Annotated in this window: 21 protein-coding genes and 1 pseudogene; 19 read left to right on the top strand and 3 right to left on the bottom strand. The window is 68.7% G+C overall.

What is annotated here, in order from left to right; translation table 11 throughout:
- Positions 1-123 precede the first annotated feature (123 nt).
- The 10 genes from EHF44_RS15345 (at position 124) to EHF44_RS15300 (ending at position 12023) form a co-directional block, all read left to right on the top strand.
- Positions 124-852, top strand: coding sequence for a hypothetical protein (locus tag EHF44_RS15345; RefSeq protein WP_253699877.1), 729 nt, complete (start codon positions 124-126; stop codon positions 850-852).
- A 55-nt stretch (positions 853-907) separates the two neighbouring features.
- Positions 908-1111 carry a YdcH family protein gene (locus EHF44_RS15340; protein WP_124684450.1) on the top strand — a complete coding sequence of 68 codons (204 nt, stop codon included), beginning with the start codon at positions 908-910 and terminating at the stop codon, positions 1109-1111.
- Between the two features lie 194 nt (positions 1112-1305).
- Positions 1306-3414: an ATP-dependent DNA helicase gene (locus EHF44_RS15335; protein WP_253700110.1), complete on the top strand. Its 2109-nt coding sequence runs from the start codon at positions 1306-1308 to the stop codon at positions 3412-3414.
- A gap of 171 nt (positions 3415-3585) precedes the next feature.
- Entirely contained in the window at positions 3586-4686 is a 1101-nt protein-coding gene (locus tag EHF44_RS15330) for a polysaccharide biosynthesis/export family protein (RefSeq protein ID WP_124684449.1), read from the top strand.
- A gap of 41 nt (positions 4687-4727) precedes the next feature.
- Positions 4728-5129, top strand: coding sequence for a low molecular weight phosphotyrosine protein phosphatase (locus tag EHF44_RS15325; protein WP_367613698.1), 402 nt, complete (start codon positions 4728-4730; stop codon positions 5127-5129).
- A complete protein-coding gene (locus tag EHF44_RS15320; RefSeq protein ID WP_124684447.1) occupies positions 5126-7327 on the top strand; it encodes a polysaccharide biosynthesis tyrosine autokinase in 2202 nt (733 codons plus the stop codon). The genes EHF44_RS15325 and EHF44_RS15320 overlap by 4 nt, the downstream gene beginning before the upstream one ends.
- A 23-nt stretch (positions 7328-7350) precedes the next feature.
- On the top strand, positions 7351-8472 hold the full coding sequence (locus tag EHF44_RS15315; RefSeq protein ID WP_253700107.1) for a glycosyltransferase family 4 protein: 1122 nt from the start codon (positions 7351-7353) through the stop codon (positions 8470-8472).
- The gene (locus tag EHF44_RS15310; protein ID WP_253699875.1) at positions 8469-9677 is read left to right on the top strand and encodes a polysaccharide pyruvyl transferase family protein; all 1209 of its coding nucleotides are present in this window, start codon (positions 8469-8471) and stop codon (positions 9675-9677) included. The genes EHF44_RS15315 and EHF44_RS15310 overlap by 4 nt, the downstream gene beginning before the upstream one ends.
- Positions 9671-10960: a lipopolysaccharide biosynthesis protein gene (locus EHF44_RS15305; RefSeq protein ID WP_124684445.1), complete on the top strand. Its 1290-nt coding sequence runs from the start codon at positions 9671-9673 to the stop codon at positions 10958-10960. The genes EHF44_RS15310 and EHF44_RS15305 overlap by 7 nt, the downstream gene beginning before the upstream one ends.
- Positions 10961-11030: 70 nt before the next feature.
- Entirely contained in the window at positions 11031-12023 is a 993-nt protein-coding gene (locus EHF44_RS15300) for a hypothetical protein (protein ID WP_253699873.1), read from the top strand.
- Here the strand turns inward: EHF44_RS15300 and EHF44_RS28700 are convergent.
- Both EHF44_RS28700 and EHF44_RS15290 read right to left on the bottom strand, forming a co-directional pair.
- Positions 12017-12613: pseudogene (locus EHF44_RS28700) on the bottom strand (sugar transferase); the annotation flags it as partial. The gene EHF44_RS15300 and the pseudogene EHF44_RS28700 overlap by 7 nt on opposite strands.
- 440 nt (positions 12614-13053) lie before the next feature.
- Entirely contained in the window at positions 13054-13884 is an 831-nt protein-coding gene (locus tag EHF44_RS15290; RefSeq protein ID WP_124684442.1) for an outer membrane protein assembly factor BamD, read from the bottom strand.
- 16 nt (positions 13885-13900) lie between these two features.
- Here EHF44_RS15290 and EHF44_RS15285 point away from each other — a divergent pair, with 16 nt between their 5' ends.
- Together EHF44_RS15285 and pgeF are read left to right on the top strand one after the other, a co-directional pair.
- The gene (locus EHF44_RS15285) at positions 13901-15109 is read left to right on the top strand and encodes an RluA family pseudouridine synthase (protein ID WP_124684441.1); all 1209 of its coding nucleotides are present in this window, start codon (positions 13901-13903) and stop codon (positions 15107-15109) included.
- Positions 15093-15887 carry a peptidoglycan editing factor PgeF gene (gene pgeF / locus EHF44_RS15280; RefSeq protein WP_124684440.1) on the top strand — a complete coding sequence of 265 codons (795 nt, stop codon included), beginning with the start codon at positions 15093-15095 and terminating at the stop codon, positions 15885-15887. The genes EHF44_RS15285 and pgeF overlap by 17 nt, the downstream gene beginning before the upstream one ends.
- Here the strand turns inward: pgeF and EHF44_RS15275 are convergent.
- Positions 15884-16117: a hypothetical protein gene (locus EHF44_RS15275; protein WP_124684439.1), complete on the bottom strand. Its 234-nt coding sequence runs from the start codon at positions 16115-16117 to the stop codon at positions 15884-15886. The two genes, pgeF and EHF44_RS15275, sit on opposite strands and share 4 nt — an antisense overlap.
- Positions 16118-16434: 317 nt before the next feature.
- Here EHF44_RS15275 and phaC point away from each other — a divergent pair, with 317 nt between their 5' ends.
- From phaC to EHF44_RS15240, 7 genes are all read left to right on the top strand, one after another.
- Positions 16435-18354 (top strand): class I poly(R)-hydroxyalkanoic acid synthase, encoded by a 1920-nt coding sequence (phaC, locus tag EHF44_RS15270; protein WP_124684438.1) that lies wholly within the window; start codon positions 16435-16437, stop codon positions 18352-18354.
- A gap of 75 nt (positions 18355-18429) precedes the next feature.
- Complete coding sequence (locus EHF44_RS15265; RefSeq protein ID WP_124684437.1) at positions 18430-19608, top strand: acetyl-CoA C-acetyltransferase; 1179 nt, start codon at positions 18430-18432, stop codon at positions 19606-19608.
- Between the two features lie 111 nt (positions 19609-19719).
- Positions 19720-20460: a 3-ketoacyl-ACP reductase gene (locus EHF44_RS15260; RefSeq protein ID WP_124684436.1), complete on the top strand. Its 741-nt coding sequence runs from the start codon at positions 19720-19722 to the stop codon at positions 20458-20460.
- Positions 20461-20871: 411 nt separating this feature from the next.
- Positions 20872-21423: a polyhydroxyalkanoate synthesis repressor PhaR gene (gene phaR, locus EHF44_RS15255; protein ID WP_124684435.1), complete on the top strand. Its 552-nt coding sequence runs from the start codon at positions 20872-20874 to the stop codon at positions 21421-21423.
- Positions 21424-21699: 276 nt separating this feature from the next.
- Positions 21700-23073 (top strand): 30S ribosomal protein S12 methylthiotransferase RimO, encoded by a 1374-nt coding sequence (rimO, locus tag EHF44_RS15250; protein ID WP_124684434.1) that lies wholly within the window; start codon positions 21700-21702, stop codon positions 23071-23073.
- A gap of 115 nt (positions 23074-23188) precedes the next feature.
- Complete coding sequence (gene bktB, locus EHF44_RS15245; RefSeq protein ID WP_124684433.1) at positions 23189-24373, top strand: beta-ketothiolase BktB; 1185 nt, start codon at positions 23189-23191, stop codon at positions 24371-24373.
- 85 nt (positions 24374-24458) lie between these two features.
- On the top strand, positions 24459-25025 hold the full coding sequence (locus tag EHF44_RS15240; RefSeq protein WP_124685124.1) for a hypothetical protein: 567 nt from the start codon (positions 24459-24461) through the stop codon (positions 25023-25025).
- The last annotated feature ends 78 nt before the right edge of the window (positions 25026-25103 follow it).

Below are 25103 nucleotides of genomic sequence, written 5' to 3'. Positions count from 1 at the left end.
TTCGGCGCCCGCCGGCGACGGCGCCCGGGCGCCACGCGCGGCGCCGTGGCGATGGGTCCCGGATGCTAGAATCGCGGCATGATCGTCAAGCCCCTTCCGGCCGTCATGGCTCGCCTGGTTTACATGACTTCCTCCCCGGTTTTCCCGCTCGCACTGGCCGCCTGCCTGCTGGCCGCCCCCCTGGGCGCCGCCCATGCGCAGGCGTCCGCGCCCGCCGCGACGGCCGCGCTGCCCGCGGACCCCGGCAAGCCCCGCGACTTCGACGCCGAACGCAAGGCCATCGGCGATTCGCGCGCGTGGACCAACTACCGCTTCGCGCTGGCCGAGCGCGAGTGCTACGGCAAGTTCCTGGTCAACCGCTGCATCGAGCAGGCCAAGGAAGTCCAGCGCGCGGAACTGCACGTGCTGCGCGAGCGCGACCTGGAGGTGGGCGACGCCGAGCGCGCCTACAACGCCGCCCGGCGCGACCGCGAGCAGGCCATCCGCCGCGCCGAGTACGAAGCGGCCCAGCCGGGCCGCGCGGCGAACGAGCAGGCCAGCCGCGAGGCGTTCGACCGCAAGCAGCAGGAACAGGCACTGCGCGACGCGCAGACCGGCCAGCAGGCGCCCCAGCGGGCCGCCAACGCCGAGGCGTACCAGAAGAAGCAGGACGATTTCAACACGCGCATGACCGAGGCGCAGCAGAAGGGCGCCGAACAGGCCCGCCAGCGGCAGGAGAACGTGCAGTCCTACCAGCAGAAGCAGGCCGACGCCGTGCGCCGCCAGAAAGAACTGGACGAGCGGCGCGCCAAGGCCGAGGAAAAGAAGAAGCAGGGCAGCCAGGGCTCCACGCCCAGCCCGTTCGGCTTCTGATTCGTGTGGCACGGCCGGGCGGCTGGCCGCCAGCGGCCGCCAGGGAGCATCGACCATGGATGAAAACCTCAATACGCTGGAGCGGCAGATCATCGAGTTGCAGATCGAGCATCGCGACCTCGACGACATGATCGACCGCCTGTCCGCCGACCCGACCCACGACGAACTGCAACTGCGCCGGCTCAAGAAGCGCCGCCTGAAGCTCAAGGATGCAATCACGCTGTTGCAACTGCATCTGGAGCCCGACGTTCCCGCCTGACACCTGGCACCCGCAGCACACACCGCCCCCGGCGCAACGCCCGGCCGGGGCGACACAAGACACTCCCCACCTTGCCAGCTTCCACCGACGACCTCCTGTCCGCCGCCGCCCCGACGCCTGACGCCCACGACCCCGCCGCCGACGCCGCCGCGGGCCCGGCGGCCGACCAGCCTGCCGACCAGCAGGCCGACACGCTGGCCGACGCCCTGGTCGCCGCATCGGCCAGCCAGGCGGCCGCGCAGTCCGCGCAGCTTTCGCAGATGTTTGCCGAGACCGGGACGCTGGCCACGGCCATCCCCGGCTACCGGCCGCGGGCGTCGCAGCAGAAGATGGCCGAGGCCGTGGCCGATGCCATCGCGCGCAACGACACGGTCATCGTCGAGGCCGGCACCGGCACCGGCAAGACCTTTGCCTACCTGGTGCCGGCCATGCTCTGGGGCGGCAAGGTCATCCTGTCCACCGGTACCAAGAACCTGCAGGACCAGCTGTTCCAGCGCGATATCCCCACCGTGCGGCACGCGCTGAACGTGCCGGTGTCGGTCTCGCTGCTCAAGGGCCGCGCCAACTACCTGTGCCACTACCACCTGGAGCGCGCGCAGGCCAGCGGCCGGCTGGCGTCGAAGCAGGACGCGGCGTGGCTGCGCGACATCGGGCGCTTTGCCCAGACCACGACCACCGGCGACAAGGCCGAACTGGCCGCCGTGCCCGAGAACGCGCCGGTCTGGCAGATGGTGACGTCCACGCGCGACAACTGCCTGGGCAGCGAATGCCCGCACTACAAGGAATGCTTTGTGATGCGGGCGCGCAAGGAGGCGCAGCAGGCCGACGTGGTGGTGGTCAACCATCACCTGTTCTTTGCCGACGTGGTGCTGCGCGATACCGGCATGGCCGAGCTGCTGCCCGCCGCCAACACCGTGATCTTCGACGAGGCCCACCAGCTGCCCGAGACCGCCACGCTGTTCTTCGGCGAGACGCTGTCCACCAGCCAGTTGCTGGAACTGGCGCGCGACACGGTGGCCGAGGGGTTGTCCCACGCGCGCGACGCCGTGGACTGGGTGGCGCTGGGCGCCCCGCTGGAACGCGCGGCTCGCGACCTGCGGCTGGCATTTGGCCGGGACAACGTGCGCATGGCGATGGGCCAGATCGACGCCGATCCGCGTACCGCCGAGCCGTTCTACGAGACGCTCGACGCGCTGGAAGAGGCGCTGGCGGGCTTTGTGGAGGCGCTGGCGTCGCAGGCCGAGCGGGCCGAGACGCTGGAGCAGTGCCATCGGCGCGCCGTGGAGCTGTCCGAGCGGCTGGAAGCCTGGCGCGACGACCGCACCGGCCCGCCGCCCGCCCCGGCCGCCCCGGCGGAAGGCGAGACGCCCGCCGCCACCGACGACGTCGCACCGGCGCCTGAACCGGCCCAGCTAGGGCCCGATACCGTGCGCTGGGTGGAAGTCTTCTCGCACACGGTGCAGCTGCACCGCACGCCGCTGTCGATCGCGCCGATCTTCACGCGCCAGCGCGAGGGCCAGCCGCGCGCCTGGGTCTTCACATCGGCCACGCTGTCGGTCAAGGGCAATTTCGCGCACTACGCGGCGCAGCTCGGACTGCCGAAGGAACAGTCGCTGACGCTGCCGAGCCCGTTCGACTACGCCAAGCAGGGCCTGCTCTACGTGCCGCGCGACATGCCGCCGCCCAATTCGCCCCAGTTCACCGAGGCCGTGGTGGAAAAGGCGCTGCCGCTGATCGAGGCGGCCGGCGGGCGGACCTTCCTGCTGTGCACGACGCTGCGCGCGGTGCAGAAGGCGTCTGACATGCTGTACGACCTGTTCGCCGCGCGGGGCATCGACCTGCCGCTGCTGGTGCAGGGCCAGGCCAGCCGCACCGAACTGCTGGACCGCTTCCGCCAGCTCGGCAACGCGGTGCTGGTGGGCAGCCAGAGCTTCTGGGAAGGGGTGGACGTACGCGGCGAGGCGCTGTCGCTGGTCATCATCGACAAGCTGCCGTTCGCGCCGCCCGATGACCCGGTGCTGGCCGCGCGCATGGAGGTGCTGCAGAAAAAGGGGCTGAGCCCGTTCGCGGTGCACCAGTTGCCGCATGCGGTGATCACGCTGAAGCAGGGCGCCGGGCGGCTGATCCGGTCGGAATCGGATCGCGGCGTGCTGACGATCTGCGACACCCGGCTGGTGGAGAAGCCCTACGGGCGCCAGATCTGGCAGAGCCTGCCGCCGTTCACGCGCACCCGCGAGGCCGACACGGTGATCCGCTTCCTCGAAGGGCTGCGCGCGGCGCCGCCGGCGGACGCGCAAGGCTAAGGCGCCTTGCCCGCGCCCGCTGCGCAGACGCTGCCATAACGGTCGGCGCCATCGCAAGCCGGGCGTGGAACCGTGGCCCGCCGTCAGGCTGGCCTGCGTTTTCGGATTAATCCTAGAAACTTGCAGCGGGGTTCTCGCTAGTATCGCGCCTTCTGAACGAGGCGGGATTCCATGCGAAGTCAAATCACGATGGCGCTTTTGCTGGCCGGCACCCTGCTTGCTGGCTGCGCATGGGCGCCCGGGATGCGGGTCGACCGCGATGCGCCGGCGGCGAGCGCCCCGGACGGCGTGACGCCGATTTCGTGGGACCTGGTCAACGCGCTGAGATCGACGCGCAGCACCCAGGACATCGACGACCTGCTGGGCGCGGGGCAGCCCTACCGTATCGGACCTGCCGATATCCTGTCCATCGTCGTGTGGGACCATCCCGAGCTGGTCTTTCCGAGCCAGACCTACACCGTTGGCATCGGCTACGAGATTCCCGGCTATAGCGGAGCGGCCAGCGTGCCCGGCTACGTCGTCAGCCATCACGGCGACATCCAGTTTCCCTACGCGGGTGTGGTCAAAGTGGCCGGCCTTACGGTCGACCAGGTGCGCACGCGCCTGACCCGTGCGCTGGCCGGCGTGGTGCGCCAGCCTCAGGTCACGGTGCGGGTGCTGGCGTACCGCAGCCAGCGGATTTACCTGGACGGCGAGGTCAGGCTGCCGGGGCCGCAATACGTGGACGACGTGCCGATGACCCTGATCGAGGCGCTAGGCCGGGCCGGCGGTGTCAACGTCAATACCGGCGACAGCAGCCGGATCCGGATTTCCCGCAAGGCGCGGAGCTGGGTCGTTGACCTGCCGGCACTGCTGCGCGCCGGGCGCAACCCCGCAGACATCCAGTTGCGCAGCGGCGACATCGTGCGCGTGGAACAGCGCGAGGACGGCAAGGTATTCGTGCTGGGCGAGGTCAACAAGCCCGTCGCGGTGCTGCCGCGCAACGGCCGCCTGACGCTTAACGAAGCGCTCGGCGAAGCGGGCGGCGTGAATCCGCAGACCAGCGACCCGCGGCAGATCTACGTGGTGCGCAGGCACGACTCGGGGCGCCCCGAAGTGTTCCACCTGGACGCCGCCTCCCCGGTGGCGATGGCGCTGGCCGAAGGGTTCCCGCTGCAGCCGCGCGACGTGGTCTACGTCGACGCCGGAGACATCACGCGCTGGGCGCGGGTCGTGAACCAGTTGATTCCGAGCGCCCAGTACGTCAACTCCACCGCCAACGTCCTGAAATGATCGTCCTTGTCGTGTGCGTGGGCAATCTCTGCCGGAGTCCGATGGCACAGGCGCTGCTGCGTCAGGCATTGCCCGATCTCACCGTGTGGTCGGCCGGACTGGCGGCGCCGGTGGGTGCGCCGGCCGATCCCCGCGCCTGTGCGGTGGCGGCCGATGCCGGCCTCGACCTGACCGGCCATCGCGCCGAGCAACTGACCGGGGTGCGGATCAGCGCGGCGAACCTGGTCCTGGTGATGGACGAGGCGCAAAAGTCCGCGCTGCAACTGCGCTACCCCATGCACTCGGGGCGGGTGTTCCGCCTGGGCGATCGCACGGTGGGCGACGTGGCGGACCCGCGCGGGCGGTCGCGGACGGCTTTCGAGCATGCATTTGCGTGCCTGGGCGAGGGCGTGCGGGACTGGGCGCCGCGCATCCGGGCGCTACAGCGGCAGGACGCGCGATGACGCTGCCACCGCTCAAGTCCTCCACTGCCCGGACCGACGTGACGATTGGGCGCCTGGTTGCGGCGCTGTCGCACTATCGGCGGTTGGCGCTCGGCATCGCCATGGCCTGCGCGCTGGCTGGCATGGCCTACGTCCTGTTGGCGCGGCCCGTCTACCAGGCCGACATGATGATCCAGCTGGACGACGCGGCCACGTCGTCGTCGACATGGAGCCTGCTGGGCGATGCGGCGTCCCTGTTCGACATGAAGTCGTCGCCGGCGGCCGAAACGCAGATCATCGGCTCCCGGCTCGTCGTGGAGCGGGCGGTGGACAAGCTGCGCCTGCATATTGGCATCGAGCCGGCCGCCAGCAGTTGGCTGGCGCGCTGGCGCGCCGCGCCGGGACCCGTGCCGGAGGTGCTGCGTTTCGATGTCCCGGCCGGCCTGGAGGGCGAGCCGTTTGTGCTGACCATGGAAAGCGAAGGCTGGCGGCTTGAGGGGCCGGGGCTCGACGTGCCGATGCGGGTCCGCGCGGGCATCGAGCAGGTGCTGTCCACCGCCGTGGGTGACTTCCGGGTACAGGTGGCGGCTTGCGCGTGCCAGCCGGATGCCCGGTTCGAACTGGTACGCCATTCCTGGCGGAAGACCGTGGCCGACGTGCGCGGGCGGCTTGTCGTTCAGGAGAAGGCTCGCCAGTCTGGCGTGCTGATCGTCACGCTGGCCGGGCATGATCCCGAGCGGCTGCGGGCGCTGGTGCGAGAGATCGGGGACCAGTATGTGCGGCAGAACGTCGAACGCAAGTCAGCGGAAGCGGCGCAGTCACTGGTGTTCCTCGAACGGCAGTTGCCAAGCCTCAAGCAAGAGTTGGAGGCGGCCCAGGACCGTTACACGTCGATGACGGCGCGGCACGGCGTGGTGGACCTGAACGAGGAGGCGAGGCTCGCCCTCAAGGCCGCGTCCGACGCCGGCACGCAGCGACTCTGGCTCACCCAGAAGCGGCAGGAACTGGTGACACGCTTTACCGAAGCCCATCCGGGCGTGATGGCCATCGATCGCCAGCTCGACGTGGTCAGGCAGAAGCAGCAGGACATGGAAAAGGTAATGCGCGGCCTGCCGGCGCTGCAGCGGCAGACCGCGCAACTGGCACTCGATGTTCGGATCGCCACCGAGCGCTACACGTCGCTGCTGGGCAGCGCGCAGCAACTGGCGCTGATGAAGGCGGGGCGCGTGGCCAGTGCGCGGGTGGTGGATCCGGCCGAGGTGGCCGAGGACCCCGTGGCGCCGAATCGCCTGATGGTGCTGGTCGCGGCCTTGCTTGCGGGCATCGTTGCAGGGGCCGGCGCAGCATTCGCCGCCGACTGGATGGCCAGCGCCGTCAGCGAGCCTGACGAGATCGAGCATGTTCTGGGTGTACCGGTGCTGGGGGTGGTGCCGCGCTCGGCCCGGCAGGCGGATCTGGATGCGGCGCGGCAGCGCCCCGACGAGCGTCTGTTGTGCGGTGTGGCGAAATCCGATCCGGCCATCGAAAGCCTGCGCAGCCTGCTGACGGCGCTGCAGCTTTCCAGCTTGAGCCGTGAGCGCAACGTGCTGCTGGTGACGGGCAGCGAGCCCGCTGCCGGCAAGACGTTCGTCAGCGCCAATCTGGCAGCCGTGCTGGCTGCGGCCGGGCAGAAGGTGTTGCTGATCGATGGCGATATGCGCCGCGGCACCCTGCACTGGATGTTCGGGCGCGGCGCCGCCCCGGGCCTGTCCGAAGTGCTCGCCCATGCAGCCGACTGGCAGCAGGTGGTGCAGCGGGAGGCCAGTGGCCTGGACCTGATCAGTTGCGGCGATCCGCAGCCCCATGTTGGCGACATGCTCGCCCGCGCGGACCTCGACACCCTGCTCGGCGAAGCGCGCCAGCGCTACGACGTCGTGCTGATCGACACACCCCCCGCACTGGCCGCCGCCGACGCGGCCCGGCTGGCGCGGCATGCCGACCTGGTGCTGCTGGTGGCCCGGGCGGGCCATTCGCGGCTGGCCGATCTGACCGCGGCGTGCAAGCAGTTGCGCCAGTCCGGCGCGGCCGTGGGTGGCGTGGTCCTGAACGATCTGGTGCCTCGCCTGGGGTGCTACGGCTATCCCTATGCTGGCTACGGCGGGTATGGCGCGGATATGCCGGGGCGCACGCGGCCACGCGGCTTCAGTCTCCGGCGACGGCGCGACGGGGGCGTGGCATGAGCCCCGGATCGCCCTTGAACGTGATGATCGTGGCCGAGGCGGCGGCGGGCGGCGTTGCAACGCATCTTGCGGACCTTGTGCGCGGGCTCGCGGCACTGGGCGAACACGTGCACCTGGCGGTGCCGGCCGGTGACAGGCTGGATCCGGCCGTCATCGACGCGTCGGTGCGGCATTGCTGTGCCAGTGTGACCTGCCTGCCGATGCCGCGACGTATCGGCTGGCGCGACGTGCCGGCCTGGTGGAATCTGTCCCACCTGCTGGCCCGCGTGCGGCCCGACATCGTGCACAGTCATAGTTCCAAGGCGGGCGTGCTGGCCCGGGCCTGCCGGGGGCCATGGCGCCAGGTGTACACGCCGCATGCGTTGTACACGCTCAATCCGTCGTTATCCAGGCTTCAGCGCCGGGTGTTCGGCGGCGTGGAAGCATTGCTCGGCCGCCACCGTACCGATCGCCTGATTGCCGTATCGCAGACGGAGGCACGGCATGCGCAAGAGTCGCTGGGTATTCCGTCGTCCCGCATCGTGACGATTCCCAACGGCGTGCAGCCGGTCTGCCTGCTGGGGCGCGATGCGGCACGGGCCGCACTGGGCCTGCACCCTACGCGGTTCATGGTCGGCTTTGTCGGCCGGTTTGCGCATCAAAAGGGATTGGATCGGCTGGTGCGGGTGGCCGAACTGCTTCAGGCCGACGTCGGCGGCGCGCTGGAGTTCGCCCTGATCGGGACCGGCGATCTCCAGGCGGCGGCCGGGCGGCCGGTTGAGCGCCTGCCGGCCAATGTGCGGGTGATCGGCAGGGTCGACCATGCGCGGACGTACCTGTCTGCATTCGACGTGCTGCTGGTGCCCAGCCGCTACGAGGGATTTCCTTATGTCTATCTGGAAGCGATGGCGGCCGGGCTGCCAATTGTGACGGCGCGCGTGGCCGGGGCCAGCGAACTGGTGGATGCCGAGCAGATCGGCCTTGTCGTGGTGAATCAGGACGACCCCCAGGCCATGGCCGGGGCGGTGCGCACGCTGTACGCCAACGCGGCGCTGCGCGGGCGCTTGGCGAGCCGTTGCGCGGCCGCGCTGGGCCGCTACACCGCGCAGGCCATGGTCGCGCGCACTGCCGCGGTTTATCGCCAGCTTGTCGAGGAGCGTACATGACGATGGCGCGCATCTGCCGCGTGGCGCTGCTCCACGCCTACAGCCGGCGCAATGCCGGAGACGGCCTGCTGGTGGACCTGTCTGTCCGCATGATCCGTGAGGCGCTGGGACAGCACTGCCAGATCACGCTCGTCGCATCGGACCCCGCTTCATTCGGGGACATGGATCATGTCCTGCCCGCCCCGGTGATTGCCCGGCAAGGCTGGCATCGCGTCTGGGCGTGCGGACTGGCGCTGGTCGCCATACCAACCGCCGAGACGCGGCGCCTTGCCCGGGTGCTGGATTCGGCCGACGTGATCGTGGGCGTGGGCGGTGGCTATCTGCGTGCACGCAATACCTGGCAAGCGCTCAAACTGCAGGCCGGCCATCTGGTGCAGCTGCGCGCGGCGGTAGCGTCCGGGCGCCCGGCCATCTACCTGCCGCAGAGCATCGGGCCTGTCGTGGCCGGGCCGGGCGGCGCGTCGTCCAGCCTGGGCGATGGCTTGGCAAGGCAACTGGGGACGTTGGCGCGTGTCTATGTCCGCGATCACCGGTCGCTGGCGTGGCTCGATGGCCGCGCCAACGTGCGGCGGGCCCCCGATCTGGCCGTGCTGGAGCTGGGCCATCGGCTGGGCGGGGCAGTGGCGTCCGCCGAGGCAGCCCAAAGCCGCCAGCATCCCGTCCGCAACGTCTGCATGGTGCTGCGTGAAGCGCCGGCCTGGCATCCCGATCGGCGCGAGCATTACAGGCTGATGCTGCACCGGCTGATCGAGCGGCTGCGGGGCGAATGCCGGGTATCGTTCGCCGTGCAGAGCGCGGTGCGCGGCAATGACGATACGGCGTTCTATCGCGCGCTTGGCTTGACGCCGCACGGGTTGCTGCGGGACGTGCTCCGTAACGATCGCCCGGACGCAGTGGTGTCGGTGCGGCTGCATGGCGCGCTGGAATCGGTCCTGGCCGGTGTGCCGGCCTACCATCTGAGCTACGAGCGCAAGGGCTTCGGCGCGTACGAGGACCTGGGGCTGACGGATTGGGTCAGCAACGCCGCCGATTTCCAGGCGTCCGACGTGCTCGACACCGTGCTTGCGCCGGCAGCGGTGGCGTCGTTCCACGCCGGCCTGCAGGCGCGCGCCGCCACGCTACGGGCGCAGCGGCAGGAGATCGTCGCCACGCTGCGTGGCACGTGGCCATATGGCCCAGCCAGTCCGATGGATGTCCGATGCTGATGAGGCTGGCGTTGCGGGCGTTGTCGCTGGGCGCCAAGTTCGCCCTCACGCTGGCGATTGCGCGGGAGCTGGGGTATGCGGCGATGGCGCAGTACGGCATGGCCGTGGCGGCGGCGGTGATCGGCACCAAGATGCTGGGGCTGGGTTTCTCCGCCGAGTGCAACCGACGGCTGGCCAGCATCCCTGCGGCAGCGCTCGGGGACATCGGGCGGCTCGCCGGCGTCCATGCGGCCTGCTACGGCCTGCTGGCGGCAGGGGGCACGCTGCTCTGGCGGTATGGCGGGGTAGCGCCGCCGGACTATTTCACGGCGCCGATAGCGGTGGTCATCGCGGTGCTGGTCATGGTGGAGCACCAGGCCTTCGAGGTAAGCGGCTACCTGTTCGCGCTGCATCAAACTCGCGCGGCGTCGTGGCTGATGTTCGCGCGTAACGGGCTGTGGGCGCTGCTTGCCATCGCCGGACTGGCCAGCGGTGTCATCGGCAGCATGCTGGCCGTGCTGATGCTGTGGATCTGCGGCGATGTGCTGGTCATTGCCATCGGGTGGTACCTGATCCTGGGCCTGCGCGGGTGCTCATCCGCACCGGTCCAGCCGCGTCGCCTGCCCGAGGCCCGGCCGGCGGTGCGGCTGCTGGACGTCTGGCGCGCGGGGGCTGCCATCTATCTGGCTGCGATCCTGCTTGCTGGCTTGCAGTATGCGGAGCGCTTTCTCGGGGCCGCGCTGCTGCCTGCCGAGGAACTCGGGCGCTATGTGTTCCTCTGGGCCATCGCCAACGCCGTGCAGACGCTCGCGCACGCGGCCATTGCCACCACGGCCGGGCCCGCGCTGGCGCGTGCCGCGCATCAGGGGGGATCGGGGGTCCGGAAGCTGCTCGGGCGGCAACTGGCATGGACGCTGGCTGCTACGCTGACGATGGCGGGCGCGCTCTGGCTGGCGTGCGATGCCATCCTGATGATGGCGGGCAAGGCAGCCAGCCAGGACGACGGGCTGATCTTCGGCATCCTGCTCGTGTCGTTTGTCCTGCGTTCGGTCGCCGATATCGCATGGGCGGCCGCCATCGCGCTGGAGCTGCGGGGCATCACGCTGCTCGGCATGACGCTGGTGGCGCTGGCCGGCGTGCCGCTGGCATGGATGGCGGTGCACACCGCCGGGGTGACTGGCGCAGCACTGGCGCATGGCATTGTCAGCCTTGCCGTGGCAGGCTGGCTCGGTGTGACCCTGTACCGCCGGCTGGCCGGGATTGGCCTGGCGCGGCCGGCTGCGGCTGACAGGGGGGTGTCTTGACGACAACGCGGGCGGCCGGGGTTCCGGCATGCTGAGGGCCGGACCATGGCTGAGCCCTGGCGTCCGGCGTGTGATTGCCGGTGGCGCCGCGCTGCTGTACGGGCTGGTGTACCTCAATGCGGCACGGCTGCTGCCCGCTGCCATCTTTCGGGATGCGCAAAAGATCCAGGACCAGATGCTCGGCGCCGACACCTACGCGGGCAGCTCCTTTGACGCGGTGGGCCGGCTGTTCGCGGCGATGGGGCCTGCTCTGGACGGACTGGTGATGGGCGCCGGCGCGTGGTTCCTCTGGTCGATGCTGATCCGCGCCGAGCGGCTGGGGTTGTTGGCCGGGGCCATCGTACTGGCGGCGCCGTGCGTTGTCTTCAACCTGTTCGTTGCCACGAAGGACACGCTGGTGGTGGTGATGGCGCTCGTCATCGCCGCGGCGGCCGGCCGCGACGACCGTCCGTTGCGCGGCTGGGTAGCCATGCTCGCGTTGTACCTGGTCTACGCCGTCACGCTGCGCGCGTACTTCGCGCTGATCGCGGGGCTGGCGCTTGGGCTGTATCTGCTCTGCCGGGTGGGCTGGCGCTGGCGGATCGTGATCGTGGCCGCGCTGTCGCTGGGCATGGCGTGGCTGCCGTCCGCAGTGTTCGTTGCGCTCCAGCAGCCCCGGGACCTGGCGGTCGACTATCTGGTCTCCCAGTCGCCCTACGGCGCGCGTACCAGTTTCTACAATCCGTTTTCTCCCACGAGCCTGGCGGCATTCGTCGGCAACTACTTGTATGCCATGGCGCGGCTGAACCTGGCCCTGCTCTGGAGCCCTGGCATCAAGGAATTGGCGATGCAGGGCTGGGTACTGCTGGCGGTAGTGCCACCGGGGATGCGCCTGATGCGGGGCATGCTGTCGGTGCGGCCTACGCAGGCCGTCCCGGCGTACCTGGTGGCGGCCCACATTGCCGTGTCCATGCTGTTCGAGCCAGACCTCGGCAGCTACATGCGGCATCTGTCGAGCGTCGCGCTGCTGTCCATGCGGCTGCTGACGGCTGGCCCAGGGCAGGGCCGGCCTCCCAGTCAATAGGCGCCCCGTCCGCCCAGCACGACGCCAACCGTCCGGAACAGGATGCGGAGATCGCCCGCCAGCGACCAGTTCTTGACGTAGCTGACGTCCAGCAGCACGCGGCGCTCGTAGGACGTCTCGCTGCGGCCGCTGACTTGCCATAGTCCGGTGATGCCGGGGAGCACGCGCAGGTAGTAGCCGGCCGCTTCGCCGTATTGCCCGAGCTCCTTCTCGACGACTGGCCGTGGGCCAACCAGGCTCATGTCGCCCAGGAGCACGTTCCAGAGCTGGGGCAGTTCGTCCAGGCTCGTACGGCGAAGAAAGCGTCCCAGCCGGGTCACACGCACGTCGTTCCGCAGTTTGAAGTCCTGCTCCCATTCGGCGCGCGCCTTGGGGTCCGACGCAAGCAGGTCATTCAGCACCTTGTCGGCGTCGCGGACCATCGAACGGAATTTCAGGCACCTGAACGTTCGCCCATGCATGCCGACGCGCGGGTGGCTGAAGAAGCAGGGGCCGCCATCGCGCTTGATCAGCAGCGCAAGCAGCGCCAGTAAAGGGGAAAGTGCCAAAAGTAGTGTGGTGGCAATGACGATGTCGAGCGTACGCTTGACGCGCCATTGAACCCGGCATTTCCGTGCGGGCATCGCGAAACTCCATACAGTAGGGTGGCGGGCCGGCAGGCGTGCGCCGTGGCCGCCTGCCGTCGTATGGGGGCGCGCGGAATGGTCAGCCGGGCCATGCGTGGCGCGAGGCGCTCGCGTTGCCTGTCGGCTTCTTTCCGTCAACTGGCAAGAATCATAGTCAGTGTCATTTATCGACACCCTAGTATTTATTCGACTCTTGGTCAGTTGCCGCTTTGCCAGCCTTGCCGCGGTTGCCGGACGTGAAGGGGGTTGCTGACGATGCAGGAAAAGGGGGCTGGAGGGCGCGCTGGGTGGTGGCGCGGCCTGGGGCTCGAATGCCTGGCCAGGCATTCCGCAGGGACAAAAAAAGGCCGAGGCCCGTTTCCGGGGCTCGGCCTTTTCCGTTGCCGGGGTGGCAGCTCAGTCGATCAGAACACTTCCCACCAGGACTTGTCCTTGCGGCGCTGGCCGTACTTGATGAAGTCGCTGTTCGGGTAGTTACGCTCCATCACGCGGGCGGCGTCGTCGCGCAGGTCCTTCATGCCCAGCGCGTCGTAGGACCGGACCATGATGTAGAGCGCTTCCTCGTTGGCCGGCGCGCCGTCATAGTCCTTGAGCGCCTGCTGGGCCCGGTTCACGGCCGCCAGGTAGGCGCCGCGGCGGTAGTAGTAGCGGGCGGCGTGGACTTCGTGCTGGGCCAGCGAGTTGACGATGTACTGCATGCGCAGCGTGGCGTCGGGCGCGTACTTGCTGTCCGGATAGCGCGTGATCAGCGTCTGGAACGCGTCGTAGGCGGCACGCGCGGCCTTCGGGTCGCGCTCGCTCAGGTCCTGGCCCGAGAAGCGGCCCAGCCAGCCAAGGTTGTCGTTGAAGTTGATCAGGCCCTTGAGGTAGTAGGCGTAATCGATGTTCGGGTGGCTCGGGTGGAGCTGGATGAAGCGGTCCACGGCGGCCAGCGCGGCGGCGGTCTCGCCGTCCTTGTAGTTGGCGTAGGCCGTGTCGATCTGGGCCTGCTGCGCGAAGCGGCCGAACGGGTAGCGGCCCTCCAGCTTCTCGTAGAGCTTGACGGCGCGCGTGTAGTCGCCGCCATCCAGGGCATCCTTGGCTTCCGAATATAATTTGTTGGCCGACCAGCCGGCCGTTTCGTCAGGCTGGTCTCCCAGCAGGCCGCATGCAGACAGCATGACGCATCCGCCTGCGAGCAAAACCGCTCCAATTTTCGCGCGCCATTGCGCGCGTTTCATGCTCTGCAATTGCATGGGCAACCTGTTCCGGATGAAAAAAAATAGCGCCAAGCATTATAGCCGAAGCCCCAGCACCGAAAACGGTCTGGAACGCCACCCCGACGCGCCGGAAGTGACCGCCGCGGAATCCGACGACCTGGACGACCAGTTCGACGACGCCGGCGAGTTCAACGACGAGGTGCCCGCCACGGCGCCCGCCGCGCCAGACCTGGTGCCGCTCTACCTGGAAGTCGACAGCGCCGCCCACGGCGAGCGGCTCGACAAATTGCTCGCGCGCCACTTCAGCGAGTTCTCGCGCAGCCGCATCCAGCAATGGATCGAGGACGGGGCCGTGCGCGTGGACGGCGAGCCGAGCCGGGCCAAGGCATCGGTCCAGATGGGCCAGCAGATCGAGATCCACCCGCAGGCCGCGCCCGAGTCGATGGCGTTCACGGCCGAGGACGTGCCGCTGGACGTGGTCTACGAGGACGACGCGCTGCTGGTCATCAACAAGCCCGCCGGGCTGGTGGTGCATCCGGCGGCCGGCAACTGGAGCGGCACGGTGCTCAACGGCCTGCTGCATCGCGACCCGCCCGCCGCGCGCCTGCCACGCGCCGGCATCGTGCACCGGCTGGACAAGGAAACGTCGGGCCTGATGGTCGTCGCCCGCACGCTGACCGCGCAGACCGACCTCGTGCGGCAGTTGCAGGCGCGCACGGTCAAGCGGACGTACATCGCGCTGGTCTGGGGCGAGACGCCCGACGAGGGCACCATCGACGCCCCCATCGCCCGCGACCCGCGCGAGCGCACGCGCATGGCCATCGTGCATACGAACAGCGGCAAGCCGTCGCGCACCCACTTCGAGACGCTGGGCACGGTGCCGCTGGGCCGCGCCAAGGTGTCGATGGTGATGTGCCAGCTTGAAACGGGCCGCACTCACCAGATCCGCGTGCATTTCGAATCGATCGGCCACCCGCTGGTGGGCGACCCGGTCTACCACAAGGCCACGCAGCGCGGCCAGCGGCCCGCCGTGCGCGTGCCGCTGCCGGTGCCGTTCACGCGCCAGGCGCTGCATGCCTACCGGCTGGGGCTGGTGCACCCGGTGACCGGCCGCAAGAAATCCTGGGAAGCCGAGCCGCCCGAGGACCTGCAGGCGCTGATCGACGCGCTGGACTTCGAGGGTCAGGCGGACGACGACGCCGATGACGAGCATGACGAGCCCGAGTGGTACGAGGGGGAAGCCGATGACCACGACGACTGACGCGGACTGGATCGTGCCGGACTGGCCCGCGCCGGCGCGCGTGCGGGCGTTGCAGACCACGCGGCGCGGCGGGGTCAGCGTCGGCCCGTACGGGCTGGCTGGCGGCGCGGCCGGCGGGCTGAACCTGGGCACGCATGTCGGCGATGCCCCTGCGGCCGTGGCGGCCAATCGCGCCCGGCTGGCCAGCCGGCTGCCGGCCATGCCGCGCTGGCTCGAACAGGTGCATGGCTGCGGGGTGGTGACGGCCGACGATGGCGCCGATGCCGAGGTGCCTCGGGCCGACGCGAGCATCGCCACGACGCCGGGGCACGTCTGCGCGATCATGACCGCCGACTGCCTGCCCGTGCTGCTCTGCGACACCGCCGGCACCGTGGTGGGCGCCGCCCACGCGGGCTGGCGCGGGCTCTGCGATGGCGTGATCGAGGCCACCTTGGCGCGCATGGCGGCGCGCGCGGGCGGCCAGGCGCAGTGGCTGGCATGGCTGGGGCCGGCCATCGGGCCAGCATCGTTCGAGGTCGGGGCCGAGGTCCGCGAAGCGTTCCTGCAGCAGGCGCTGCCGGCCGAGCGCGACGCCGTGGCGGCCGCCTTCGTGCCGGACGCGCCGGGCAAGTACCTGGCGGACCTGTACGCGCTGGCGCGGACCCGGCTGGCGCGCGCCGGCTGCCAGCAGGTGTTCGGCGGCGGGACCTGCACGGTCAGCGACGCCGACCGCTTCTATTCGTATCGACGGGACCGCACCACGGGTCGCATGGCCACGCTGGTCTGGCTGGCGGACTAGCCGCCGTTGCGTTCCTCGGCGGGCGGCGGCGACACTCGCGCCGCCTCCGCTTCCGCCGCTTCGCGCGCCTTGCGGCGCCGGCGGCGTCCCGGGGTGCCCATGATGTACAGCACCAGCGACACGGGCGCCAGACCATAGCCCAGGAAGGTGGCCACGCCGGCGACCACGCTGGTCTCCGTGATGGCCATCATCAGGGCCACGTAGAGCCAGCCAATTGCCACGATATACATCAGACCTTCATCTCTCTCGGGTAGGAATGCGGAGGCCGGGAACCCGCGCCAGGATTACCGTCCGGTAGGTCGGGCTTCACTTCCCGGGGCGCCGTGCCGCAATCCGGAATTCCGCATTGACAGCGTCTACATTGCAAGGCAACAATGCCTCGAAATGTATCGGAACCGGGAAGCTTTCCCAGGGTTTCGCCGGCAAGCATAGCGTAAGAAGCGGGCGGCCTCAGGCGCTCAGCGGACGCAACCCGGATACGGGGCGGGTCGGGAGACAGTTACCCCGAGCCGTCGACCATCACGACTGGCAGAGAGACGATCACATCATGGCGACCGGCAAAGGTGCGGCATCTTCCGGACCGGAAGACAAGTCCCAACCGTTTCAATTTGCGCCGGGGCCATTCGATCCAGCGGCATGGCTGGAATGGTCCCGTCAGTGGGTACCCGAAGCCAACGGCGCCATGCCGGCCGGTTTTCCGGCGGGCCTGGCCGGCGCGTTCCCGGCCGGATTCCAGGGCGCCATGCCGGGCGGGTTTCCAGGCGGATTCCCCGGCGGCGACGCCTTTGCCAAGGCGTTCCAGCAAGCCTTTCCGGCCGGCGGCGTCAACGGTGCCGCGGTCAAGATCGCCCCGGACCAGCTCGCCGCCATCCAGCAGCGCTACATGCAGGACTTTGCCGAACTGTGGCGCGAGATGGGCGAGGGCGCCATGGCCGCCAACGGCACGCCCGCCGGCAATGGCGACGGCGGGGCCGCCAGCCAGCGCCTGTCCGATCGCCGCTTTGCCAGCCCGGCCTGGCGCAACAATGCCCCTTACCGCTACACCGCCGCGTTCTACCTGCTGACCGCCCGCGCGATGACCGAGATGGCCGACGCCGTCGAGGCGGACCCGAAGGTGCGCCAGCGCATCCGCTTTGCCGTGTCGCAGTGGGTCGACGCCATGTCGCCGGCCAACTTCCTCGCGCTGAACCCCGATGCCCAGCAGCGCCTGATCGAATCGGGCGGCGAATCGCTGCGCAACGGCGTGCGCAACATGCTGGAAGACCTGCAGCGCGGCAAGATCTCGCAGACCGACGAGGCCGCCTTCGAGGTGGGCCGCAACGTTGCCGTGACCGAAGGCGCCGTGGTCTACGAAAACGAATACTTCCAGCTGCTGCAATACCAGCCACTGACCGACAAGGTCTACGCGCGGCCGCTGCTGCTGGTGCCGCCGTGCATCAACAAGTACTACATCCTCGATCTCCAGCCGGAAAGCTCGCTGGTGCGCCATGCCGTGGAGAACGGCCACACCGTGTTCCTGGTGTCGTGGCGCAACCCGGACGCGTCGATGGCCGAGCGCACCTGGGACGACTACATCGAGCACGCGGCCATCCGTGCGATCGAGGTGGCGCGCGACATCAGCGGGCAGGACAAGATCAACGTGCTGGGCTTCTGCGTGGGCGGCACCATCGTCTCCACGGCGCTGGCCGTGCTGGCCGCGCGCGGCGAACAGCCGACCGCCAGCCTGACGCTGCTGACCACGCTGCTCGATTTCTCGGACACCGGCATCCTCGACGTCTTTGTCGACGAGGCCCACGTGCAGCTGCGCGAAGCCACGCTGGGCGGCGCCGCTGGCGCGCCGTGCGGGCTGCTGCGCGGCGTGGAGCTGGCGAACACGTTCTCGTTCCTGCGGCCCAACGACCTGGTCTGGAACTACGTGGTCGACAACTATCTCAAGGGCAACACGCCGGTGCCGTTCGACCTGCTGTTCTGGAACGGCGACGCCACCAACCTGCCGGGGCCGTGGTACTGCTGGTACCTGCGCCACACGTACCTGCAGGACGAACTGAAGGTGCCCGGCAAGCTGACCGTCTGCAACGCGCCGGTGGACCTGGGCGCCATCGACGTGCCGACCTATATCTACGGGTCGCGCGAGGACCACATCGTGCCGTGGGCGTCGGCATACGCATCCACCGCGCTGCTGAACAACAAGCTGCGCTTCGTGCTGGGCGCGTCCGGGCACATCGCTGGCGTGATCAATCCGCCGGCCAAGAAGAAGCGCAGCCACTGGACCAACGACGCGCTGCCCGCCACCGCGCAGGAATGGCTGGCCGGCGCGCAGGAGCATCCGGGTAGCTGGTGGCCCGACTGGATGGCCTGGCTGGGCAAGCAGGCGGGGCAGAAGCGCGCCGCGGCGGCGTCGCTGGGCAACGCCCACTACCCGGTCATCGAACCCGCGCCGGGACGCTACGTCAAGCAGCGCGCCTGATTCTCACCTGGGCCGGGCGGCATGTCCGGCCCGCATCGAACCGATCCGCGATCCGATTTCTTGAAAGGACCTCAAATGACCGACATCGTCATTGTTTCCGCAGCCCGCACCGCAGTTGGCAAGTTCGGCGGCTCCCTGGCGAAGATTCCCGCGCCGGAACTGGGCGCCATCGTGATCAAGGCCGCGCTGGAGCGCGCCGGCGTCAAGCCGGACCAGGTGAGCGAAGTGATCATGGGCCAGGTGCTGACGGCCGGCTCGGGCCAGAACCCGGCGCGCCAGGCGTCGCGCAAGGCCGGCCTGCCCGACATGGTGCCGGCCATGACCATCAACAAGGTGTGCGGCTCGGGCCTGAAGGCCGTGATGCTGGCCGCCAATGCCATCCTGGCCGGCGAGGCCGAGATCGTGGTGGCCGGCGGCATGGAGAACATGAGCGCCGCCCCGCACGTGCTGCCGGGCTCGCGCGACGGCTTCCGCATGGGTGACGCCAAGCTGGTCGACACGATGATCGTCGACGGCCTGTGGGACGTGTACAACCAGTACCACATGGGCATCACGGCCGAGAACGTCGCCAAGGAATACGGCATCACGCGCGAGGCGCAGGACGAATTCGCCGTCGGTTCGCAGAACAAGGCCGAGGCTGCCCAGAAGGCGGGCAAGTTCGACGAGGAAATCGTGCCGGTGATGATTCCCCAGCGCAAGGGCGACCCGGTGGCGTTCAAGACCGACGAGTTCGTGCGCCACGGCGCCACGCTGGACAGCCTGGCCGGCCTGAAGCCGGCCTTCGACAAGGCCGGCACGGTGACGGCCGCCAACGCGTCGGGCCTGAACGACGGCGCCGCCGCCGTGGTGGTCATGTCGGCCGCCAAGGCCAAGGAACTGGGCCTGACGCCGCTGGCGACGATCAAGGCGTACGCCAACGCCGGCGTGGACCCGGCCGTGATGGGCATGGGCCCGGTGCCGGCCAGCAAGCGCTGCCTGTCGCGCGCGGGCTGGGAGGTCAAGGACCTGGACCTGATGGAGATCAACGAGGCGTTCGCCGCCCAGGCGCTGGCCGTGCATCAGCAGATGGGCTGGGACCAGTCGAAGATCAACGTGAACGGTGGCGCCATCGCCATCGGCCATCCGATCGGTGCATCGGGCTGCCGCATCCTGGTGACCCTGCTGCACGAAATGAAGCGTCGCGACGCGAAGAAGGGCCTGGCCTCGCTGTGCATCGGCGGCGGCATGGGTGTGGCGCTGGCAGTGGAGCGTTGAAGGGCAGTGCATTGAGGGGTGATCCGGCGGCCCGTACCGAGGAAGGCGGCCGCCGCGATCGACAATAACGACCAAGCTTCGATCCCGACGATCGAGCAACCAGGAGTGGATATGACTCAGCGCATTGCATATGTGACCGGCGGCATGGGCGGCATCGGAACCGCGATCTGCCAGCGCCTGGCGAAGGACGGCTTCACGGTGGTGGCGGGCTGCGGCCCGAACTCGCCGCGCCGCGAGAAATGGCTGGAACAGCAGCGCGCGCTTGGCTTCGAGTTCATCGCGTCCGAAGGCAACGTGGCCGACTGGGATTCGACCAAGGCCGCGTTCGACAAGGTCAAGTCCGAGGTCGGCGAGGTGGACGTGCTGATCAACAACGCCGGCATCACGCGCGACGTGGTGTTCCGCAAGATGACCCGCGCCGACTGGGACGCGGTGATCGACACCAATCTGACGTCGCTGTTCAACGTGACCAAGCAGGTCATCGACGGCATGGCCGACCGCGGCTGGGGCCGCATCGTCAATATTTCGTCGGTGAACGGCCAGAAGGGCCAGTTCGGCCAGACCAATTACTCCACGGCCAAGGCCGGCCTGCACGGCTTCACGATGGCGCTGGCGCAGGAAATGGCGACCAAGGGCGTGACCGTCAACACGGTGTCGCCGGGCTATATCGCCACGGACATGGTCAAGTCGATCCGCCAGGACGTGCTGGACAAGATCGTGGCGACGATTCCGGTCAAGCGCCTGGGCGAGCCGGAAGAGATTGCGTCGATCTGCGCCTGGCTGGCGTCGGAGGAGTCGGGTTTTTCGACCGGCGCCGACTTCTCGCTGAACGGCGGCCTGCACATGGGCTGACGCCCGGCGGCGCGGTGCGCAGCGCGGCCGCTTGATGCGCCGCATCCAGCGCACTGCACAAGCCGGGGGCTGCCTTCCCCGGTTGCCGGCCCAACGCCGTCCCGCGCCTGCTGGCGCCGGGCGGCGTTTTTGTTTGAAACGCCGTTTTGCTGCGGGTTTTCCTTAAAGCCGGCCCGCTTTCCATAGTGCTTTCTTGAGCATAGAATCAGGGCAATGGCGCAACCGGCACCAAAGTAGAGCGCTTGGCTTAGGGTCTGGTCCGGTTGTATCTTGCGCGGCGCAGGCGCCCGGCACCCCCGGGACGCGGCCCCAATTGCGCACTGCATCGCATGCGGTGCAGCAGCGTTGCCGAGGCGGCGCAGCAGCGGATGCCCCCGCCGGCATCAGCGACGACAAAAGGATAGAGCATCGATGGCCACGACCAAGAAAGGCGCAGAGCGACTGATCAAGAAATATCCCAATCGCCGGCTCTACGATACGCAGACCAGCACCTACATCACGCTCGCGGACGTCAAGCAGCTTGTCATGGACACCGAGGACTTCAAGGTCGTCGACGCCAAGTCGGGCGAGGAACTCACGCGCAGCATCCTGCTGCAGATCATCCTGGAAGAGGAAACGGGCGGCGTGCCGATGTTCTCCAGCGCCATGCTGTCGCAGATCATCCGTTTCTACGGCCACGCGATGCAGGGCATGATGGGCACCTACCTGGAAAAGAACATCCAGGCGTTCATCGACATCCAGAACAAGCTGGCCGAGAACTCCAAGGGCCTGTACTCGGGCGAGGCGTTCAGCCCCGACATGTGGTCGCAGTTCATGAACCTGCAGGGCCCGATGATGCAGGGCATGATGAGCAACTACATCGAGCAGAGCAAGAACCTGTTCGTGCAGATGCAGGAACAGATGCAGAACCAGGCCAAGAGCATGTTCGGCACGTTCCCGTTCAACCAGACGGACAAGAAGTAACGCCGCTGGCGGCCGCCCGAAGGCGGCTGGAAGAAGGGCCCTGCGAGGTTGGCAGGGCTTTTTGCTTGAAGGGATGAATTCCGCCCGGGAGACGGAAGGGGGCGCCCTGGGGGCGCGATTGGGCGCCGGGCACGCCAAGTCGGCCGCATCAGGGTAAAATCTCCGCCTTTCACGGCAAGGACGGCGCCCGGCAGGCTCGCCGCATGCCGTCAGTCCAGCGCGGCGCGCCACCGGGGACGGTCGGCCGCCCAGATACCCCCACATTCGCGGTGCCCCATGTCGTCTGAAACCAATCTGTCCAATCCTGCGCCGAAAGTCGGCTTTGTGTCACTTGGCTGCCCGAAGGCCCTTGTGGATTCGGAGCAGATCATCACGCAATTGCGCGCCGAGGGGTATGCCATCAGCGGCACCTACGACGGCGCCGACCTGGTGGTCGTGAACACCTGCGGCTTTATCGACGAAGCGGTGCAGGAAAGCCTGGACGCCATCGGCGAGGCGCTGACCGAGAACGGCAAGGTGATCGTCACCGGCTGTCTCGGGGCCAAGAAGGACGCGGCGGGGCAGGATATCGTGTCGTCGGTCCATCCGAAGGTACTGGCCGTGACCGGCCCGCACGCGCTGGGCGAGGTCATGCAGGCGGTGCACACCCACCTGCCCAAGCCGCACGACCCGTTCACCGACCTGGTGCCGGCCGCCGGCATCAAGCTCACGCCCAAGCACTACGCCTACCTGAAGATTTCGGAAGGCTGCAACCACCGCTGCTCGTTCTGCATCATCCCGTCGATGCGCGGCGACCTCGTGTCGCGGCCGGTGGCGGAAGTCATGCTCGAAGCCGAGAATCTGTTCAAGGCCGGCGTCAAGGAGTTGCTGGTCATCTCGCAGGACACCAGCGCCTATGGCGTCGACGTCAAGTACCGCACGGGCTTCTGGGCCGGCCGGCCGCTCAAGACCCGCATGACCGAGCTGGTGGCGGCGCTGGGCGAACTGGCCAGCCAGTACGGCGCCTGGGTGCGCCTGCACTATGTCTACCCGTATCCGCACGTCGACGAGGTCATCCCGCTGATGAACCAGGGCCACGTGCTGCCGTACCTGGACGTGCCGCTGCAGCACGCCCACCCCGACGTGCTCAAGCGCATGAAGCGTCCGGCCAATGCCGAAAAGACGCTCGACCGCATCCGCGCCTGGCGTGAGATCTGCCCGGAGCTGACCATCCGCAGCACCTTCATCGCCGGCTTCCCCGGCGAGACCGAGGCCGAATTCCAGACGCTGCTCGACTTCATCGCCGAAGCCGAACTGGACCGCGTGGGCTGCTTTGCCTACTCGCCGGTGGAGGGCGCCACGGCCAACGACCTGCCGGGCGCGCTGCCCGACGCGGTGCGCGAAGAGCGCCGCGCGCGCTTCATGGAAGTGGCCGAGGCCGTGTCGGCCCGCCGGCTGCAGCGCAAGGTGGGCCAGACGCTGCGCGTGCTGGTGGACGAGGTCAATCAGGATGGCGGCATCGGCCGGTCGTCGGCCGACGCCCCCGAGATCGACGGGCTGGTCTACATCGACCCGGCCGCCAAGCCGTCGCAGCGCTACAAGACGGGCGACTTCGTGAACGTCCGGATTACCGGCGCCGACGGCCACGACCTGTGGGGTGAAATCGCCTGACGGAGGCCGTCCCGCCGGCGTGCTCAACCAGACGATTAGGTAAAAGTACGGTCGTTCGCTTTTGGCGATGGACGACTATACTGTGCACCGCAACATGAACGCATGGAGACGAGACATGGCACGTGAAGTGGTGGTTGTCAGCGGTGTGCGCACCGCCATTGGTACCTTCGGCGGCAGCCTGAAGGATCTGGCCCCGACCGAAATGGGCGCCCTGGTGGTACGCGAGGCGCTGGCCCGCGCGTCGGTGTCCGGCGACGACGTCGGCCACGTGGTGTTCGGCAACGTCATCCAGACCGAGCCCAAGGACATGTACCTGGGCCGCGTGGCGGCCGTGAACGGCGGGGTGTCGATCCACGCGCCGGCCATGACCGTGAACCGCCTGTGCGGCTCGGGCCTGCAGGCCATCGTCAGCGCGGCGCAAACCATCCTGCTGGGCGATGCCGAGGTCGCCATCGGCGGCGGCGCCGAGAGCATGAGCCGCGCGCCGTACCTGGCGCCGATGGCGCGCTGGGGCGCCCGCATGGGCGATGCCAAGCTGATCGACATGATGCTGGGCGCGCTGCATGACCCGTTCCACACGATCCACATGGGCGTGACGGCCGAGAACGTGGCCCGGGAATACGACATTTCGCGCCAGCAGCAGGACGAGACGGCGCTAGAATCGCACCGCCGCGCGTCGGCCGCGATCAAGGCCGGCTACTTCAAGGACCAGATCGTCCCGGTCACGCTGAAGTCCCGCAAGGGCGACGTGGTGTTCGACACCGACGAGCACGTGCGGCATGAGGCGACGATGGACGACATGGCCAAGCTCAAGCCGGTGTTCGTCAAGGAAAACGGCACGGTCACGGCCGGCAATGCGTCCGGCCTGAACGACGCGGCCGCGGCCGTGGTGCTGATGGAGCGCGCCGAAGCCGAGCGCCGCGGGCTGAAGCCGCTGGCGCGCCTGGTGTCGTACGGCCATGCCGGCGTCGATCCGAAGACGATGGGCATCGGCCCGGTGCCCGCCACCAAGATCGCGCTGGAGCGCGCCGGCCTGTCGGTCAAGGACCTCGACGTCATCGAAGCCAACGAGGCATTCGCCGCCCAGGCGTGCGCCGTCACCAAGGCGCTGGGCCTGGATCCGGCCAAGGTCAACCCGAATGGCTCGGGCATCTCGCTGGGCCATCCGATCGGTGCCACCGGCGCGCTGATCACGGTCAAGGCCGTGCACGAGCTGCAGCGCGTCCAGGGCCGCTACGCGCTGGTGACGATGTGCATCGGCGGCGGCCAGGGGATTGCCGCAATCTTCGAGCGCGTTTAAAGTCACCCGACGCCCATCGCCCAAGGAAGCGCCCTTGTCCCGTCCTGTCCTGCCCCGCACGTTTTGCCTGTCGATCCTGGCCGGAATGCTGGCGCTGCCCGCCGCAGCGCTGGCCGCCGGGCCGGAGTCGTTGTCGACGGGCGGGCAGGGCGGCTTCGGCATCAACGATGCCATCAAGTCCGGCGAGGCCAGGCGCGGGACAAGCCTGTCGACGGGGCCGGCGCGGATGCTGGCACCCCGGCAGGAATATTCGCAGTACCCGGTCTACGTCGGCACGGTTGGCGACAAACCGGTCAAGATGCGCATCGCGCCCAAGACCGACACCCGGGACAGCCTGCAGGGCGAGTACTCGATTGGCGACGGCAAGGGCGTGCGGCTGCTGTCCGGCGAATGGGACAACGGCACCTTCCTGATGGAGGAGTCCGACGACGGCACGCGGGTCTCCGGCAACTGGGAAGGCCAGATCGACCGGAACGGCGCGGTGCGCGGCACCTGGACCGACGCCTACAACCCGGCCATCGTCCTGCCGTTCCTGATCCGGCCGTTCGGCGGCTACCTGGTGATCCCGCCATTCGACATGACGCCCAGCAGCGGCGTCACCTACGCGCCACCGCCGCCCAAGTCGTCGATCACGACGACCAAGCCCCGCTAGGTTCTCCGCCCGGCAGCGGCGCCCGGCCGCGTGGCGGGCGCGGCATTTGCTGGTAAGCTCGGACGTTCGATCCGTCTT

It is taken from the genome of Cupriavidus pauculus (genome assembly GCF_003854935.1).
GTDB lineage: Bacteria > Pseudomonadota > Gammaproteobacteria > Burkholderiales > Burkholderiaceae > Cupriavidus > Cupriavidus pauculus_C.
The sequence above is the reverse complement of the archived record's forward strand: the minus strand, read 5'-3'. Positions and strand labels throughout refer to the sequence as shown.

What these genes read in the sequence shown, in the direction of transcription:
- EHF44_RS15285 (WP_124684441.1), top strand. Translation starts at nt 13,901, where the DNA reads ATGAAAAAAAATAGCGCCAAGCATTATAGCCGAAGCCCCAGCACCGAA.
- EHF44_RS15260 (WP_124684436.1), top strand. Translation starts at nt 19,720, where the DNA reads ATGACTCAGCGCATTGCATATGTGACCGGCGGCATGGGCGGCATCGGA.
- EHF44_RS15325 (WP_367613698.1), top strand. Translation starts at nt 4,728, where the DNA reads ATGGCACAGGCGCTGCTGCGTCAGGCATTGCCCGATCTCACCGTGTGG.
- EHF44_RS15330 (WP_124684449.1), top strand. Translation starts at nt 3,586, where the DNA reads ATGCGAAGTCAAATCACGATGGCGCTTTTGCTGGCCGGCACCCTGCTT.
- phaR (WP_124684435.1), top strand. Translation starts at nt 20,872, where the DNA reads ATGGCCACGACCAAGAAAGGCGCAGAGCGACTGATCAAGAAATATCCC.
- bktB (WP_124684433.1), top strand. Translation starts at nt 23,189, where the DNA reads ATGGCACGTGAAGTGGTGGTTGTCAGCGGTGTGCGCACCGCCATTGGT.
- EHF44_RS15275 (WP_124684439.1), bottom strand. Translation starts at nt 16,117, where the DNA reads ATGTATATCGTGGCAATTGGCTGGCTCTACGTGGCCCTGATGATGGCC.
- EHF44_RS15305 (WP_124684445.1), top strand. Translation starts at nt 9,671, where the DNA reads ATGCTGATGAGGCTGGCGTTGCGGGCGTTGTCGCTGGGCGCCAAGTTC.
- rimO (WP_124684434.1), top strand. Translation starts at nt 21,700, where the DNA reads ATGTCGTCTGAAACCAATCTGTCCAATCCTGCGCCGAAAGTCGGCTTT.
- phaC (WP_124684438.1), top strand. Translation starts at nt 16,435, where the DNA reads ATGGCGACCGGCAAAGGTGCGGCATCTTCCGGACCGGAAGACAAGTCC.
- EHF44_RS15265 (WP_124684437.1), top strand. Translation starts at nt 18,430, where the DNA reads ATGACCGACATCGTCATTGTTTCCGCAGCCCGCACCGCAGTTGGCAAG.
- EHF44_RS15290 (WP_124684442.1), bottom strand. Translation starts at nt 13,884, where the DNA reads ATGCAATTGCAGAGCATGAAACGCGCGCAATGGCGCGCGAAAATTGGA.
- EHF44_RS15310 (WP_253699875.1), top strand. Translation starts at nt 8,469, where the DNA reads ATGACGATGGCGCGCATCTGCCGCGTGGCGCTGCTCCACGCCTACAGC.
- pgeF (WP_124684440.1), top strand. Translation starts at nt 15,093, where the DNA reads ATGACCACGACGACTGACGCGGACTGGATCGTGCCGGACTGGCCCGCG.
- EHF44_RS15340 (WP_124684450.1), top strand. Translation starts at nt 908, where the DNA reads ATGGATGAAAACCTCAATACGCTGGAGCGGCAGATCATCGAGTTGCAG.
- EHF44_RS15320 (WP_124684447.1), top strand. Translation starts at nt 5,126, where the DNA reads ATGACGCTGCCACCGCTCAAGTCCTCCACTGCCCGGACCGACGTGACG.
- EHF44_RS15345 (WP_253699877.1), top strand. Translation starts at nt 124, where the DNA reads ATGACTTCCTCCCCGGTTTTCCCGCTCGCACTGGCCGCCTGCCTGCTG.
- EHF44_RS15240 (WP_124685124.1), top strand. Translation starts at nt 24,459, where the DNA reads ATGCTGGCGCTGCCCGCCGCAGCGCTGGCCGCCGGGCCGGAGTCGTTG.
- EHF44_RS15315 (WP_253700107.1), top strand. Translation starts at nt 7,351, where the DNA reads ATGATCGTGGCCGAGGCGGCGGCGGGCGGCGTTGCAACGCATCTTGCG.